A 15,440-nucleotide genomic window follows, 5' to 3' on the forward strand; every position below is an offset into this window, starting at 1 on the left:
TCGCGTGCTCGGGAAGCTTCACGGCGCGGTCATCGCCCTGCAACAAGCGCCACTGCGGCGCACCCGAACGGGACGCGGGAAACACCGTCGCACCGCTTCGAAGCAGGCGAACCGGTGGCGAATGTTCACGAAACGACGCGATCCGGCAGTTTGCGACCGGGTACCGGGGAGTGGCACGGCCACTGCACGACGGCATGGGTCGTGTCTTTCATCCTCTGTCCTGGAGACCTCGCATGAGCACGCAACTCAAACCCACCCTGGGCACCCTGCACCTGTGGGGCATCGCCGTGGGCCTGGTGATTTCCGGTGAGTATTTCGGCTGGAGCTACGGCTGGGGCGTGGCCGGCACCCTCGGCTTCCTGGTCACCACCCTGCTGGTGGCGACCATGTACACCTGCTTCATTTTCAGCTTCACCGAACTGACCACCGCCATTCCCCACGCCGGCGGGCCCTTCGCCTACAGCCGCCGCGCCTTCGGCGAGAAAGGCGGGCTGGTCGCCGGGCTGGCCACGCTGATCGAGTTCGTCTTCGCCCCGCCGGCCATTGCCATGGCCATCGGCGCCTACCTCAACGTGCAGTTCCCGTCCCTCGATCCGAAGCACGCGGCGGTCGGCGCGTACCTGATCTTCATGACCCTGAACATCCTGGGCGTCAGCATCGCGGCCACCTTCGAGCTGATCGTCACCCTCCTCGCAGTAGCCGAGTTGCTGGTGTTCATGGGCGTGGTCGCGCCGGGCTTCAGCTTCAGCAACTTCGTGCTCAATGGCTGGGCCGGCTCCGACAGCTTCGGCGGCGCGGCCATCGGCGGGATCTTCGCGGCGATCCCCTTCGCCATCTGGTTCTTCCTCGCCATCGAGGGCGCGGCCATGGCCGCCGAGGAAGCCAAGGACCCGAAACGCACCATTCCCAAGGCCTACGTCAGCGGCATCCTGACCCTGGTGGTGCTGGCCATCGGCGTGATGCTGTTCGCCGGCGGGGCAGGCGACTGGAAGGCCCTCTCGGGCATCAACGACCCGCTGCCGCAGGCCATGAAAATGGTGGTCGGCGAGAACTCCGGCTGGCTGCACATGCTGGTGTGGATCGGCCTGTTCGGCCTGGTGGCCAGCTTCCACGGCATCATCCTGGGCTACTCGCGGCAGTTCTTCGCCCTCGCCCGAGCCGGCTACCTGCCACGCGGCCTGGCCAAGCTGTCACGCTTCCAGACGCCGCACCGGGCGATCATCGCCGGCGGCCTGGTGGGCATCGCGGCGATCTACAGCGACGGCCTGATCGCCCTGCAGGGCATGAGCCTGACCGCGGCGATGATCACCATGAGCGTGTTCGGCGCCATCGTCATGTACATCATGAGCATGCTCAGCCTGTTCAAGCTGCGCCGCAGCGAACCGGACCTGGAGCGCAGCTTCCGCGCGCCGGGCTTCCCCGTGGTGCCGGGCATCGCCCTGGCACTCGCCGTGGTGTGCCTGGCGGCGATGCTGTGGTTCAACCTGCAGATCGCCGGGATCTTCCTCGGCTTCATGGCGGCCGGCTTCCTTTACTTCCAGCTCACCGCCAGCCATCGCGCCAGCGCCCCGGCGGACGCTATGCTGACAGGAGCCTGACAGCCACCCACTGCGCGCCGGTTCCTGTGGCCGGCACGCAGCCACCGGGACGTTCGCATGCCGTACCAGACCTCCGTCGGTAGCCTGACCTACCACTTTGCCGACCTGAAGACCCTGCTCGCCAAGGCCAGCCCGGCGCGCTCCGGCGATGCCCTGGCGGGCCTGGCCGCCGACAGCTACGAAGAGCGCATGGCGGCGAAGATCGCCCTCGCCGAGGTGCCACTGCAGCGCTTCCTCGATGAGGCGCTGATCCCCTACGAAGCCGATGAAGTCACCCGGTTGATCATCGACAGCCACGACACCGCCGCTTTCGCACCGATCCGTCATCTGAGCGTCGGCGATTTCCGCGACTGGCTGCTGCTGGACAGCACCGACAGTGCCACGCTGTCAGCTGCCGCCAGAGGCATCACCCCGGAGATGGCCGCAGCGGTCAGCAAGCTGATGCGCAATCAGGACCTGATCCTGGTGGCGAAGAAGTGCCGCGTGGTCACGCGCTTCCGTAACACCATCGGCCTGCCCGGCCACCTCTCGGTGCGCCTGCAGCCCAACCACCCCACGGACGATCTGCGCGGCATCGCTGCCAGCATGCTCGATGGCCTGCTCTATGGCTGCGGCGATGCGGTGGTGGGCATCAACCCGGCGAGCGATTCGCCAGCCACGCTGATGCAGTTGTGGCGGATGATGGACGAACTGCGCCAGCGCTTCGAGATTCCCCTGCAGAGCTGCGTGCTCACCCATGTCACCTCGCAGATCCAGGCCATCGAGGCCGGCGCGCCGATCGATCTGGTGTTCCAGTCCATCGCCGGCACGCAGAAGACCAACGAGAGCTTCGGCATCGACCTCGCCCTGCTGCGCGAAGCCCACGCCGCGGCGCTGTCGCTGGGCCGCGGCACACTGGGCGACAATGTCATGTACTTCGAGACGGGCCAGGGCAGCGCCCTCTCCGCAGGCGGCCACCATGGCGTCGACCAGCAGACCTGCGAAGCCCGCGCCTATGCCGTGGCTCGCGAGTTCCGCCCGCTGCTGACCAACACCGTGGTCGGCTTCATCGGCCCGGAGTACCTCTACGACGGCAAGCAGATCATTCGCGCGGGGCTGGAAGACCACTTCTGCGCCAAGCTGCTGGGTGTGCCCATGGGTTGCGATGTCTGCTACACCAACCACGCCGAGGCTGACCAGGATGACATGGACAACCTGCTGACCTTGCTGGGCGCGGCGGGCATCACCTTCATCATGGGTATCCCCGGCGCCGACGACATCATGCTCAACTACCAGAGCACCTCCTTCCACGATGCCCTCTACCTGCGCAGCACCCTGGGCCTGAAGCGCGCACCGGAGTTCGACGCCTGGCTGGCGAAGATGGCGATCACCGAAGCCTCCGGGCAGTTGCGGCCGATCGGCCGTGGCCACGATCTGCTGAACGCATTCTGAGGAGCGGCAAGCATGGACCTGATCCAGAACGACCCGTGGGACGAACTGCGCGCGCACACTTGCGCGCGCATCGCGCTGGGCCGGGTCGGCTCCAGCCTGCCAACCCGCGAGGTGCTGAAGTTCGGCCTGGCCCATGCCCAGGCCCGCGATGCAGTGCACCACCCGCTGGACTTCGAGGCGCTGCAGCAGGCACTGGCCCACGAGGGCTTCCGCGTCCTGCGTGCGCGCAGCGAGGCGCCGGATCGCCAGACCTACCTGCTGCGCCCGGACCTGGGCCGCGCGCTGCATCCCGACAGCCAGTGGCAGCTCAAGGGCGAGAAAGCCGCCACGGAGCTGGTCATCGTGGTCGCTGACGGCCTCTCCTCCTTCGCCATCGAGCAACACGCGCTGCCGCTGCTGAACGCCCTGCGCGAGCGCTTCGCCACCGATTGGCAACACACGCCGGTGGTGCTCGCCGAACAGGGCCGCGTGGCCATCGGCGACGGTATCGGCCAAGCGCTGGGAGCGAAGCTCGCGCTGGTGCTGATCGGCGAACGCCCCGGCCTCAGCTCGCCGGACAGCCTCGGCCTCTACCTCACCTGGCAACCGCGCGTCGGGCGCATGGACAGCGAGCGCAACTGCATCTCCAATGTGCGCCCGCAGGGGTTGCCCTACGAGCTGGCGGCGCACAAGCTCGCCCACTTGCTGCAGCAAACCCTGCGCCTGCGGGTGAGCGGCGTGCGGCTCAAGGACGACAGCGACCTGCCCGAAGCAATTTCTGTGAACCGGCCCGCGCCTGACAAGGTCTGAAGCACAGCGTATCGTGATGTTCTACTGCCACTGTCGGAGACGGGACCATGCCCTGGTATGCCTGGTTGATCATCGCCCTAGCCCTGGGCTCCATCGTCGGCGCGCTGATGATGCTGCGCGACACCGCGAAGAAGCTCCCGCTCACCGAGGAGCAGCTCAAGCGCATCCATGAGCGCAACGCCGAGATGGATGCCAAGGAAGCCGACGACAAGCAGTGATAATCGCCTAACTGACTGACGCTTCAGTCAAAAACTGGCGGCAGGCATGGCCAGCGGCAGTCGAAATTGCCTAGACTGCGCCTCCTTTTGGGAGGAAAGAATGCTCAGGAAACTCCTGCCGCTGCTGCCAATCCTGTTGTTGCTCTGCGGATTCACGCTGGGTTTCGTCCAGCCGGTGGGGTTGCTGATCGGCGCCGTCTACCTCGCCTGGACCCTCTACGGCGAGCATCGTCTGCCGCGTCTGCTCTGGTGGCTGGTGTGCCTCGTGCTCAGTATCGCCCTGGCCGCTCACCTGCTGCCGGGCACTACCTCCTGGACCCTCTGGCCGGTGCGTCAGCTCAGCCCGGACGCTCCCGTCTATGCGCTGCACCTGTCCTGGGACAAGGCGCTGGTCGGCGCGACCCTGCTCGCCTGGTGGCTGCGCCGCGCCCCGGTACCGACGGAGAAGCGCTCGCCGGACTTCGCCGCCATTGTCATCGTCACCACGCTGTTCGCCGTGCCACTGGTGGCCGTCGCCGGTGGCCTGGTGGTATGGAACCCGAAATGGCCGCCCGGCTTCTGGCTATGGATGCTGGTCAATGTCTGCGTGATCTCGCTGACCGAGGAGGCCTTCTTCCGCGGGCTGCTGCAGAGCGAACTGGTGCGCCGCTTCGGCCCCCTCGCCGGGGTGGCAGTCGCCAGCGTGCTGTTCGGCATGGTGCACTGGCCGATCAACCCGCTGTTCGCCGTGGTCGCCGGCATCGCCGGCCTGGGCTACGGCCTGGCCTTCTACTTCAGCGGCCGTCTGTTGGTACCGATTCTGCTGCATGCGGCGGTGAACTGCCTGCACCTGCTGCTGTTCAGTTATCCGCTACGAATTATCTGAGCCAAGCCGCTTTTCTGTAGGAGCGAGCTTGCTCGCGAACCAGTTCCGCTGCGGGGGCCATTCGCGAGCAAGCTCGCTCCTACGAAGAGCCCTGCGCCAAGCGCTGGAAATTAATCGCGCATCACCAGCAGCAAAGCCTGCTCGGCCAGCTCCTCGAGGGTCAGGCTGCCCTCGGGGCGGAACCAGGTGATCGACCAGGACAGCGCCCCGGTGAGAAAGCGCCGCAGGATGAACGGGTCACCCTGGCTGAAACCGGCCAGTCGCGCCTCTTCCAGCACCTCCAGCCACATCTGCTCGTAGATGTCGCGCAGGCTGAGGATGTACGCCTGGCCCTCTTCGGACAGCGAGCGCCATTCGTAGACCAGCACCGCCATCGCCTCGCCGGTGCCGCCCGTGATCGACTGCAACTCGCAGCGGATCAGCGCCAGCAGTCGCTCGCGCAGGGTCGTGGCATCGGCCAGGGCGGCGCGCATCAGGGCGGTGTTGTAGAGGATGGTTTCCTCCATCACCGAGCGGAGGATCTCGTCCTTGCTCTTGAAGTGATGAAAGATACTGCCGGACTGGATACCCACCGCGCCGGCCAGGTCGCGCACCGTGGTGCGCTCGTAGCCCTTGCTGCGGAACAGGTGCGCGGCCGTGTGCAACAGCTTGCCGCGGGCGCTTTCCGGGTCGGTGATCTGCCCGGCCTTGACCAGCTCCAGCATGACTTCGCGGGCTTTGCGGTCATCCACGCTGCTCTCTCCCCATGAGGCCCATCGGCCGATCTGCTCAGGGCGATTCATCGAAACGCCCTGCAAGTGCTTGTGTTGTCTGACGAAATGTAAGCCCCCGAAGCCCAACCAAGCAAGCGCTTGGCCATCCAATGGTTGGGGTTGTCGTTCTTTCGGGGCTTTTCAACCAAGCGCTTGCTTGGTAATGTCGATCCATCACTCAGCGTCACGGGCAGAACAATGACTAGAACCGTACGTATCGGCTGCGCCTCCGCCTTCTGGGGCGACACCTCCACCGCCGCCGCCCAACTGGTGCGCGGCGCGGAAATGGATTACCTGGTATTCGACTATCTCGCCGAAATCACCATGTCGATCATGGCCGGCGCGCGCCTGAAGAATCCCGAGGCAGGCTACGCCACCGATTTCGTCGAAGTGATGACACCGCTGCTGGGGGACATCGCGGCCAAGAAGGTGCGGGTGATCAGCAACGCCGGCGGGGTGAATCCCAGCGCCTGCGCCAGCGCCCTGGCCACCGCCTGCGAGAAGGCCGGCGTGGCGCTGAAGATCGCCGTGGTGCACGGCGACAACCTGCAGCCGCGCCAGGGCGAGCTGGCCAAAGCCGGCATCCGCGAGATGTTCAGCGAAGCGCCGATGCCACCGATGTGCGTCTCGGTCAACGCCTACCTCGGCGCCCCCGGCATCGTCCAGGCACTGAAAGCCGGCGCCGACATCGTCATCACCGGTCGCGTGGTCGACAGCGCGGTGGTCAGCGCCGCCCTGGTGCATGAATTCGGCTGGGCCTGGAACGACTACGACAAACTGGCCCAGGCCGCGCTGGCCGGGCACATCATCGAGTGCGGCGCGCAGTGCACCGGCGGCAATTTCACCGACTGGGAAAGCGTGCCGGACTACGAGCACATCGGCTTCCCCGTCGTCGAAGTACAGGCCGATGGCGACTTCGTGGTGACCAAGCCGCAGGGCACCGGCGGGCTGGTGACGCCGCTGTCGGTGGGCGAGCAGATGCTCTACGAGATCGGCGACCCGCGTGCCTACCTGCTGCCCGACGTGGTCTGCGATTTCACCCAGGTCCAGATCGCCCAGGCAGGCGACAACCGCGTGGCCGTCAGCGGCGCGCGCGGCCTGCCGCCCACCGGGCAATACAAGGTCAGCGCCACCTACCCGGACGGCTTCCGCTGCACCGCCAGTTGCCTGATCGCCGGCATCGACGCGGTGAAAAAGGCCGAGCGGGTCAGCCAGGCGATCATCGCCAAGACCGAGGAAATCCTCATGGAACGCGGCTGGGGCCCGTACCGCGAGGTCAGCGTCGAACTGCTCGGCAGCGAGGCCACCTATGGCCCGCACGGGCGCCGCAGCGACAACCGCGAGATCGTGGTGAAGCTCGCCGTACGCCACAGCCGCAAGGAAGCCCTGGTACTGTTCTCCCGCGAGATCGCCCAGGCCGCCACCGGCATGGCGCCGGGCCTGACCGGCATAGTCGGCGGGCGCCCGACCGTGTACCCGGTAATCCGCCTGTTCTCCTTCCTGATCGACAAGGGCAGCTGCGAGCTGGCCGTGGACATCGATGGTGAGCGCCACGGTGCCGCCCTGCCCGCCCTCGACACCTTCGACCCGGCCGCGCTGGCCGACGACATTCCGGTACCGGCCGCCAAGGGTCCGGCCCAGGCCAGCGTGCCGCTGGTGAAACTCGCCGTGGCGCGCTCCGGCGACAAGGGCAACCACAGCAACATCGGCGTCATGGCACGCAAGGCCGAATACCTGCCGTGGATCGCCGAGGCGCTGAGCGAAGGCGCCGTGGCCGAATGGATGCAGCATGTGCTCGACCCGCAGCTCGGCCGCGTCAGCCGCTGGCACCTGCCGGGGACGCACAGCCTGAATTTCCTGCTGGAGAACGCCCTGGGCGGCGGCGGCGTCGCCAGCCTGCGCATCGACCCGCAGGGCAAGGCATTCGCCCAGCAGTTGCTGGAATTCCCGGTGTCGGTGCCGCAGCAGATCGCCGATGAAGTGAACGCGCACCAATGAAATGAACGTAGGGCGCATGACGCCAACGGCGTTATCCGCCAATCACAAACGGCGGATGAAGCGTGCCGCTTCATTCGCCCTACGGGTTACCTCGGAGTCAGAACAACAATGAGCTACGACTCGATCTTCAAACCCGGCCTGTTCGACGGCCAGACCATCATCGTCACCGGCGGCGGCAGCGGCATCGGTCGCTGCACCGCCCACGAGCTGGCGGCCCTCGGCGCCCACGTGGTGCTGGTCGGACGCAAGGCGGAGAAGCTGGAGAAGACCGCTGGCGAAATCATCGAGGACGGCGGCAGCGCCAGCTGGCACAGCTGCGACATCCGTGACGAGGAAGCGGTGAAGGCGCTGGTGGCGCAGGTCATCGCCGAGCGCGGGCCGATCCATCACCTGGTCAATAACGCCGGCGGCCAGTACCCCGCACCACTGGCCTCGATCAACCTCAAGGGCTTCGAGGCGGTGGTGCGCACCAACCTGGTGGGCGGCTTCCTGATGGCCCGCGAAGTGTTCAACCAGAGCCTGAGCAAGACCGGCGGCAGCATCGTCAACATGCTCGCCGACATGTGGGGCGGCATGCCCGGCATGGGCCACTCCGGCGCCGCCCGCGCCGGCATGGAGAACTTCACCAAGACCGCCGCCATCGAGTGGGGGCACGCCGGGGTGCGCGTCAACGCCGTGGCGCCGGGCTGGGTCGCCTCCAGCGGCATGGACACCTACGAAGGCGCGTTCAAGGCGGTGATCCCGACCCTGCGCGAGCACGTACCGCTCAAGCGCATCGGCACCGAGTCGGAAGTCTCCGCCGCCATCGTATTCCTGCTCTCCCCCGGCGCCGCCTTCATCAGCGGCAATACCATCCGCATCGACGGCGCCGCCAGCCAGGGCAGCCGCGCCTTCCCGCTGGTGAAGGGCAAGCCGGGGCAGAGCCGTTCCTACAATGGCTTCCACCGTGCCTACCTGCCGGACGTCCTCAAGGATCAGGAGTAAGCGATGCCCGTCATCCAATCCGAAGTCGATCCCCAGGGCGAAGCTTTCGCCCGTAACCGCGAGGCCATGCTGGCTGCCGTGGCGAGCTTCCGCGAAGTCGAGCAGAAGGTGCTGGACAAGGCCGCCGAGGCCAGGCCGAAGTTCGACAAGCGCGGCCAGTTGCTGCCGCGCGAACGCCTGAACCTGCTGCTCGACCCCGGCGCGCCGTTCCTCGAGATCTCCTCGCTGGCCGGCTACAAGCTGCATGACGACAAGGACGGCACCCAGGCCGGCGGCGGCATCATCTCCGGCATCGGCTACATCGCCGGCGTGCGCTGCCTGGTGACCGCCAGCAACAGTGCGATCAAGGGCGGCACCATCTCCCCCACCGGGCTGAAGAAGACCCTGCGCCTGCAGCAGATCGCCTTCGAGAACAAGCTGCCGGTGGTGGCGCTGACCGAGAGCGGCGGCGCCAACCTGAACTACGCCGCGGACATCTTCGTCGAGGGCGCCCGCGGCTTCGCCAACCAGGCGCGCATGTCGGCGGCGGGCATTCCGCAGGTCACCGTGGTGCATGGTTCGTCCACCGCCGGCGGCGCCTACCAGCCGGGGCTGTCGGACTACGTGGTGGTGGTGCGCGGCAAGGCCAAGATGTTTCTCGCCGGCCCGCCGCTGCTGAAAGCCGCCACCGGCGAAATCGCCACCGATGAAGACCTCGGCGGCGCCGAGCTGCACGCCCAGGTCGCCGGCACCGCCGAGTACCTGGCGGAGAACGACGCCGACGGCGTGCGCCTGGCCCGCGAGATCCTCGCCGCGCTGCCGTGGAATGCACAGATGCCGGCGCGCCCGAAAAAGCAATGGGATGCCCCGCTGCACCCGGCCGAGGAGCTGCTCGGTGTAGTCCCGGCGGACGCCAAGAAACCCTACGACGTGCGCGAGATCGTCGCGCGCATCGCCGATGGCTCGCGCTTCCTCGACTTCAAGAACGAGTTCGACAGCCAGACCGTCTGCGGCCACCTGCACATCGAAGGCCACGCCTGCGGCCTGATCGGCAACAACGGCCCGATCACCCCGCAGGGCGCAGCCAAGGCGGCGCAGTTCATCCAGCTGTGCGAGCAGAGCAACACGCCGATCCTGTTCCTGCACAACACCACCGGCTTCATGGTCGGCACCGAATCCGAGCGCCTGGGCGTGATCAAGCACGGCTCGAAGATGATCCAGGCGGTGGCCAATACCACCGTGCCCAAGCTCACCCTCGTCGTCGGCGGCTCCTACGGCGCCGGCAACTACGCCATGTGCGGCCGCGGGCTGGACCCGCGCTTCATCTTCGCCTGGCCCAACAGCCGTACCGCCGTGATGGGCGGCGCCCAGGCCGGCAAGGTGCTGCGCATCGTCACCGAGGAGAAGCACGCCAAGGAGGGCAAGGAGCCCGACCCGAAGATGCTCGACATGCTCGAACAGATGACCGCGCAGAAGCTCGACGCCCAGTCCACCGCGCTCTACGGCACGGCGAGCCTGTGGGACGACGGGCTGATCGACCCGCGCGACACCCGCGCGCTGCTCGGCTACCTGCTGGACATCTGCGCGGAGGCGGCCGTGCGGCCGCTCAAGGGTAATAGTTTTGGGGTAGCGAGGTTCTGATTGGAGGCCGGGAGTGCGGGCCGAGCCCCTCTCCCCCCGCCCTCTCCCTGAAGGGAGAGGGAGCCAAAGCGACCCGGCGTAAAGCGAACTTCCAGCGCGCTCCGAACAGCCCCCTCTCCCTTCAGGGAGAGGGTTGGGGAGAGGGCAAGGGAACAACTCAGGCTCAAGGAGAACAACAACAATGATCTTCACCCAGGAACACGAAGAACTCCGCCGCACCGTGCGCAACTTCGTCGAGCGCGAGATCAACCCCTACGTCGACGAATGGGAAAAGGCCGGGCGCTTCCCCATCCATGAGGTCTTCAAGAAGGCCGGCGAGCTGGGCCTGCTGGGCATCTCCAAGCCGGAGAAATTCGGCGGCATGGGCCTGGACTACAGCTACTCGGTGGTAGCCGCCGAAGAGTTCGGCACCATCCATTGCGGCGGCGTACCGATGGCCCTCGGCGTGCAGACCGACATGTGCACCCCGGCCCTGGCACGCTTCGGCTCCGACGAGCTGCGCGAGGAATTCCTGCGCCCGGCGATCGCCGGCGAGATGGTCGGCTGCATCGGCGTCTCGGAAGTCGGCGCCGGCTCCGACGTGGCGGGCCTGAAGACCACCGCGCGCAAGGATGGCGACGATTACGTCATCAACGGCAGCAAGATGTGGATCACCAACTCGCCGTCCGCCGACTTCATCTGCCTGCTGGCCAACACCTCCGACGACAAGCCCCACGTCAACAAGTCGCTGATCATGGTGCCGATGAAGTCCAAGGGCATCAGCGTCAGCCCGCACCTGGACAAGCTCGGCATGCGCAGCTCGGAGACCGCCCAGGTGTTCTTCGACGACGTGCGCGTCCCGCAGCGCAACCGCATCGGCGCCGAGGGCGCAGGCTTCATGATGCAGATGCTGCAGTTCCAGGAAGAACGCCTGTTCGGCGCCGCCAGCGGGATCAAGGGCCTGGAGTACTGCGTCAACGCCACCATCGAGTACTGCAAGGAGCGCAAGACCTTCGGCCAGTCGCTGATCGACAACCAGGTCATCCACTTCCGCATGGCCGAGCTGATGACCGAGATCGAGTGCCTGCGCGCCCTCACCTACCAGGCCACCGAGCAGTACATCCGTGGCAAGGACGTGACCCGTCTGGCCTCCATGGCCAAGCTCAAGGTCGGCCGCCTGGCCCGCGAAGTCACCGACGCCTGCCTGCAGTACTGGGGCGGCCAGGGCTTCATGTGGGAGAACCCGGTGTCCCGTGCCTACCGCGACACCCGCCTGGTGTCCATCGGCGGCGGCGCAGACGAAATCATGCTGGGGATCATCTGCAAGATGATGGGCACCCTGCCGGGCAAGAAGAAGGGCTGACGCCATGACCCTGCCGAACTGCGAAACCCTGCTGCTGGAAACTGAAGGCGGCGTGCTGCACGTCACCCTGAACCGCCCGGACAGCCGCAACGCCATGAGCCTGGCGATGGTCAGCGAACTGCGCGCCGTGCTCGCCGCCGTGCGCGACGACCGCGGCGTGCGCGCCATCATCCTGCGCGGCGCCGGTGGGCACTTCTGCGCCGGCGGCGACATCAAGGACATGGCCGGCGCCCGCGCTGCTGGCCCTGACGCCTACGCCGCGCTGAACCGTGCCTTCGGCGGCCTGCTGGAGGAAGCCCAGGCGCAGCCTCAAGTGCTGGTTGCCGTGCTGGAAGGCGCGGTGCTCGGCGGCGGCTTCGGCCTCGCCTGCGTCTCGGACATCGCCCTGGCGGCGGTGGACGCGCAGTTCGGCCTGCCGGAAACCAGCCTCGGCATCCTGCCGGCGCAGATCGCCCCCTTCGTGGTGAAGCGCATCGGCCTGACCCAGGCGCGCCGCCTGGCGCTCACCGCCGCCCGCTTCGACGGCCGCGAGGCGCTGCGCCTGGGCCTGGTACATGCCTGCGCGGACAGCGCCGACAACCTCGGCGAGCAGTTGGCGGAGACGCTCGACCAGGTGCGCCGCTGTGCCCCGGGCGCCAACGCCGCCACCAAGGCACTGCTGCTCGCCACCGAGACCCAGGCCCTCGGCCCGCTGCTCGACGACGCCGCCCGCCAGTTCGCCGCCGCGGTGACCGGCGCGGAAGGTGCCGAAGGCACCCTGGCCTTCGTGCAGAAACGCAAACCGAACTGGGCGCAGTGACCCAACGCGCGCACCGAACAACCCCCTCTCCCTTCAGGGAGAGGGCTGGGGAGAGGGAAACAGCCACCATGCCCAGTTTCGACAAGATCCTGATTGCCAACCGTGGCGAGATCGCCTGCCGGGTGATCCGCACTGCCCACGACCTGGGCTACCGCACCGTCGCCGTGTACAGCGAGGCCGACGCCAATGCCCGCCACGTGCAGCTGGCCGACGAAGCCGTGTGCATCGGCCCGGCGCCGGTGGGCCAGTCCTACCTGAAGCCGGAAGCTATTCTCGACGCGGCAAAACGCACCGGCGCCGGCGCCATCCACCCCGGCTACGGCTTCCTCTCGGAGAACGCCGACTTCGCCCGCGCCTGCGAGGCCGCCGGCATCGTCTTTATCGGCCCCGGCGTGGAAGCCATCCACCTGATGGGCAGCAAGCGCCTGTCGAAGATCGCCATGCTCGAAGCCGGCGTGCCCTGCATTCCCGGTTACGAAGGCGCGGAGCAGGACGACGCCACGCTCACCCGTGAAGCGCAGCGCATCGGCTACCCGCTGATGATCAAGGCCAGCGCCGGCGGCGGCGGGCGCGGCATGCGCCTGGTGACCCGCGGCGAAGACCTCGCCGAACAGCTGCGCACCGCGCGCTCGGAAGCGCAGAACGCCTTCGGCAGCGGCGAGCTGATCCTGGAGAAGGCCGTGGTGCAGCCGCGCCACGTGGAAATCCAGGTATTCGGCGACCGCCACGGCAATATCGTCTATCTCGGCGAGCGCGACTGCTCGGTACAGCGCCGCCACCAGAAGGTCATCGAGGAAGCGCCCTGCCCGGTGCTCGGCGAAGAGCTGCGCGCCGCCATGGGCGCGGCGGCGGTGAAGGCCGCCGCTTCCGTGAACTACCTGGGCGCCGGCACCGTGGAGTTCCTGCTGGACGCCAGCGGCGCCTTCTACTTCCTGGAAATGAACACCCGCCTGCAGGTCGAGCACCCGGTGACCGAACTGGTCACCGGCCAGGACCTGGTGGCCTGGCAGATCCGCGTCGCCGAAGGCCATCCGCTGCCGCTGATCCAGGAGCAGATCCAGCTCAAGGGCCACGCCATCGAAGTGCGCCTTTACGCCGAGGACGCAGGTGGCGGCTTCCTCCCGCAGACCGGCCAGGTACTGCGCTGGACGCCGCCGCAACTGGACGGCATCCGCATCGACCACGGCCTGCGCGAAGGCCAGCCGGTGACGCCGTTCTACGACCCGATGCTGGCCAAGGTCATCGCCTATGGCGCCACCCGCGACGAGGCCCGGCGCAAGCTGGTACGCGCCGTCGAGGACTGCGTGCTGCTGGGCGTGACCGGCAACCAGCGCTTCCTCGCCAACCTGCTCAGGCACCCGGAATTCGCCGCCGGCAAGGCCACCACCGCGTTCATCGGCGAGCAGTTCGCCGGCGACCCGAGCCTCGCCCCGCGCCAGCCACAGGCACTGGAACTGGCCTGCGCCGCCGCCCTGCTCTACCAGGCCTCGGCCAGCGACCGCGCGCACCAGCCCGGCCTGTCCGGCTGGCGCAGCGCGGGCAGCGCGCCGTGGCGCTTCGCGCTCAAGCATGGCGAGGAGAAGTTCGTCATCGAACTGCAGGTCCGCGAGCACGGCCCCCAGCCGACGCTGCTGGCGCGCATCGGTGACAGCGAGATCAATCTGCGCCTGCTCGGCGAAGAGAACGGCGACGCCATCCTCGAAGCCGACGGCATCCGCCGCCGCCTGCCCTTCCACCGCGATGGCGCACGCCTGTGGCTGTATGGCACGGACGGTAACCTGGAACTGCTGGACGTCACCCACGAACCGATCGGAGCCGCTGCGGGCGCGGGTTCCGGCACGGTGAAGGCGCCGATGGATGGCGCCATCGTCGACGTGCTGGTGGCCGAGGGCACGCGCGTCAGCAAGGGCCAGCTGCTACTGGTGCTGGAGGCGATGAAGATGGAACACCCGCTCAAGGCCGGCGTCGACGGCGTGATCCGCCGCGTGCAGGTGAGCAAGGGCGAACAGGTGAAATCCCGTCAGTTGCTGGTGGAGGTCGAGGCACTGGAGTCTGCCTGAACCGCTTTCGCTCGTCGCTCTTCGCAGGAGCGAGCTTGCTCGCGAACCCAGGCCCCGCAGCGGGGATTGTTCGCGAGCAAGCTCGCTCCTACAGACACCGTCAGTCCCTCAGCTGAAGACTCATAACAAGAACACGGAGCCCCAACCATGTCCCTGAAAGGCAAGACCCTCTTCATCACCGGCGCCAGCCGTGGCATCGGCCGCGAGATCGCCCTGCGCGCCGCGCGCGACGGCGCCAACATCGTCATCGCCGCCAAGAGCGCCGAGCCCCACCCGAAACTCGAAGGCACCATCTTCAGCGTCGCAGAGGAAGTCGAAGCCGCCGGCGGCAAGGCGCTGGCCCTGCAACTCGACGTACGCGACGAGAATGCGGTGCGCGAGGCGATGGCCAAGGCTGCCGACCATTTCGGCGGGATCGACGCGGTGGTCAACAACGCCGGCGCCATCAAGCTGGTCGGCGTCGAGCGCCTGGAACCCAAGCGCTTCGACCTGATGTACCAGATCAACACCCGCGCCGTGATGGTCTGCAGCCAGGCCGCGCTGCCCTACCTGAAAGCCAGCAAGGGCCATATCCTCAGCCTGTCACCGCCGATCAACCTGGCCGGCAAGTGGTTCGCCCAGCACGGCCCCTACACCGTCACCAAGTACGGCATGAGCATGCTTACCCTGGGGATGCACGAGGAGTTCAAGAAGTATGGCATCAGCGTCAACGCCCTTTGGCCGAAGACCATGATCGCCACCGCCGCCATCGAGTTCGAACTGGGCAGCCGCGACGCCTTCAAGCGCGCACGCACCCCGGCGATCATGGCAGACGCCGCTTACGCCATCCTCTCCAGCAGCGAGCGCGCCATCAGCGGACGCCTGCTGATCGACGAGGACATCCTGCGCGAACAGGGCGAGACCGACTTCGAGCAGTACCGCTTCGACCCGAACGGCGGCAGCCTGGTGCCCGACCTGTTCCTCGACTGACCGCTCGCCCCCTCA

At 67.3% G+C, this 15,440-nt stretch carries 13 protein-coding genes; 12 read left to right on the plus strand and 1 reads right to left on the minus strand.

Annotated elements, in window-relative coordinates; all coding sequences use genetic code 11:
- Positions 1-233 precede the first annotated feature (233 nt).
- From eat to J2T47_RS15865, 5 genes are all read left to right on the plus strand, one after another.
- Entirely contained in the window at positions 234-1,598 is a 1,365-nt protein-coding gene (gene eat / locus J2T47_RS15845; protein WP_253448551.1) for an ethanolamine permease, read from the plus strand.
- 57 nt (positions 1,599-1,655) lie between these two features.
- Positions 1,656-3,029, plus strand: a complete 1,374-nt coding sequence (locus tag J2T47_RS15850; RefSeq protein WP_253448554.1) for an ethanolamine ammonia-lyase subunit EutB — start codon at positions 1,656-1,658, stop codon at positions 3,027-3,029.
- A 12-nt stretch (positions 3,030-3,041) separates the two neighbouring features.
- On the plus strand, positions 3,042-3,818 hold the full coding sequence (gene eutC / locus J2T47_RS15855) for an ethanolamine ammonia-lyase subunit EutC (protein ID WP_253448557.1): 777 nt from the start codon (positions 3,042-3,044) through the stop codon (positions 3,816-3,818).
- A 47-nt stretch (positions 3,819-3,865) separates the two neighbouring features.
- Positions 3,866-4,036, plus strand: a complete 171-nt coding sequence (locus J2T47_RS15860; protein WP_253448560.1) for a DUF2897 family protein — start codon at positions 3,866-3,868, stop codon at positions 4,034-4,036.
- A gap of 100 nt (positions 4,037-4,136) precedes the next feature.
- Positions 4,137-4,901, plus strand: a complete 765-nt coding sequence (locus J2T47_RS15865) for a CPBP family intramembrane glutamic endopeptidase (RefSeq protein ID WP_253448563.1) — start codon at positions 4,137-4,139, stop codon at positions 4,899-4,901.
- A gap of 110 nt (positions 4,902-5,011) precedes the next feature.
- Here J2T47_RS15865 and J2T47_RS15870 read toward each other — a convergent pair whose 3' ends face one another.
- Positions 5,012-5,632, minus strand: coding sequence for a TetR/AcrR family transcriptional regulator (locus tag J2T47_RS15870; RefSeq protein WP_253448566.1), 621 nt, complete (start codon positions 5,630-5,632; stop codon positions 5,012-5,014).
- A gap of 219 nt (positions 5,633-5,851) precedes the next feature.
- On the opposite strand from J2T47_RS15870, the gene J2T47_RS15875 reads away from it, so the two are divergent.
- The 7 genes from J2T47_RS15875 (at position 5,852) to J2T47_RS15905 (ending at position 15,425) form a co-directional block, all read left to right on the plus strand.
- Positions 5,852-7,651, plus strand: a complete 1,800-nt coding sequence (locus J2T47_RS15875; RefSeq protein WP_253448569.1) for an acyclic terpene utilization AtuA family protein — start codon at positions 5,852-5,854, stop codon at positions 7,649-7,651.
- A gap of 108 nt (positions 7,652-7,759) precedes the next feature.
- Positions 7,760-8,635: an SDR family oxidoreductase gene (locus J2T47_RS15880; protein ID WP_151187715.1), complete on the plus strand. Its 876-nt coding sequence runs from the start codon at positions 7,760-7,762 to the stop codon at positions 8,633-8,635.
- A gap of 3 nt (positions 8,636-8,638) precedes the next feature.
- Positions 8,639-10,255, plus strand: a complete 1,617-nt coding sequence (atuC, locus tag J2T47_RS15885; RefSeq protein ID WP_253448572.1) for a geranyl-CoA carboxylase subunit beta — start codon at positions 8,639-8,641, stop codon at positions 10,253-10,255.
- Positions 10,256-10,436: 181 nt separating this feature from the next.
- Positions 10,437-11,597: a citronellyl-CoA dehydrogenase gene (atuD, locus tag J2T47_RS15890; protein WP_253448575.1), complete on the plus strand. Its 1,161-nt coding sequence runs from the start codon at positions 10,437-10,439 to the stop codon at positions 11,595-11,597.
- Between the two features lie 4 nt (positions 11,598-11,601).
- Positions 11,602-12,396: an isohexenylglutaconyl-CoA hydratase gene (atuE, locus tag J2T47_RS15895; RefSeq protein WP_253448578.1), complete on the plus strand. Its 795-nt coding sequence runs from the start codon at positions 11,602-11,604 to the stop codon at positions 12,394-12,396.
- Between the two features lie 68 nt (positions 12,397-12,464).
- Entirely contained in the window at positions 12,465-14,456 is a 1,992-nt protein-coding gene (atuF, locus tag J2T47_RS15900) for a geranyl-CoA carboxylase subunit apha (protein WP_253448581.1), read from the plus strand.
- A gap of 147 nt (positions 14,457-14,603) precedes the next feature.
- The gene (locus J2T47_RS15905) at positions 14,604-15,425 is read left to right on the plus strand and encodes an SDR family oxidoreductase (protein WP_253448584.1); all 822 of its coding nucleotides are present in this window, start codon (positions 14,604-14,606) and stop codon (positions 15,423-15,425) included.
- Positions 15,426-15,440 lie beyond the last annotated feature (15 nt).

Origin of the sequence: Pseudomonas nitroreducens, assembly GCF_024170165.1 — a bacterium.
Taxonomy (GTDB): Bacteria; Pseudomonadota; Gammaproteobacteria; order Pseudomonadales; family Pseudomonadaceae; genus Pseudomonas; species Pseudomonas nitroreducens_C.

Coding starts and splice junctions, on each gene's coding strand:
- atuF (WP_253448581.1), top strand. CDS start 12,465: ATGCCCAGTTTCGACAAGATCCTGATTGCCAACCGTGGCGAGATCGCC.
- J2T47_RS15875 (WP_253448569.1), top strand. CDS start 5,852: ATGACTAGAACCGTACGTATCGGCTGCGCCTCCGCCTTCTGGGGCGAC.
- J2T47_RS15850 (WP_253448554.1), top strand. CDS start 1,656: ATGCCGTACCAGACCTCCGTCGGTAGCCTGACCTACCACTTTGCCGAC.
- atuD (WP_253448575.1), top strand. CDS start 10,437: ATGATCTTCACCCAGGAACACGAAGAACTCCGCCGCACCGTGCGCAAC.
- eat (WP_253448551.1), top strand. CDS start 234: ATGAGCACGCAACTCAAACCCACCCTGGGCACCCTGCACCTGTGGGGC.
- eutC (WP_253448557.1), top strand. CDS start 3,042: ATGGACCTGATCCAGAACGACCCGTGGGACGAACTGCGCGCGCACACT.
- atuC (WP_253448572.1), top strand. CDS start 8,639: ATGCCCGTCATCCAATCCGAAGTCGATCCCCAGGGCGAAGCTTTCGCC.
- J2T47_RS15860 (WP_253448560.1), top strand. CDS start 3,866: ATGCCCTGGTATGCCTGGTTGATCATCGCCCTAGCCCTGGGCTCCATC.
- atuE (WP_253448578.1), top strand. CDS start 11,602: ATGACCCTGCCGAACTGCGAAACCCTGCTGCTGGAAACTGAAGGCGGC.
- J2T47_RS15880 (WP_151187715.1), top strand. CDS start 7,760: ATGAGCTACGACTCGATCTTCAAACCCGGCCTGTTCGACGGCCAGACC.
- J2T47_RS15905 (WP_253448584.1), top strand. CDS start 14,604: ATGTCCCTGAAAGGCAAGACCCTCTTCATCACCGGCGCCAGCCGTGGC.
- J2T47_RS15865 (WP_253448563.1), top strand. CDS start 4,137: ATGCTCAGGAAACTCCTGCCGCTGCTGCCAATCCTGTTGTTGCTCTGC.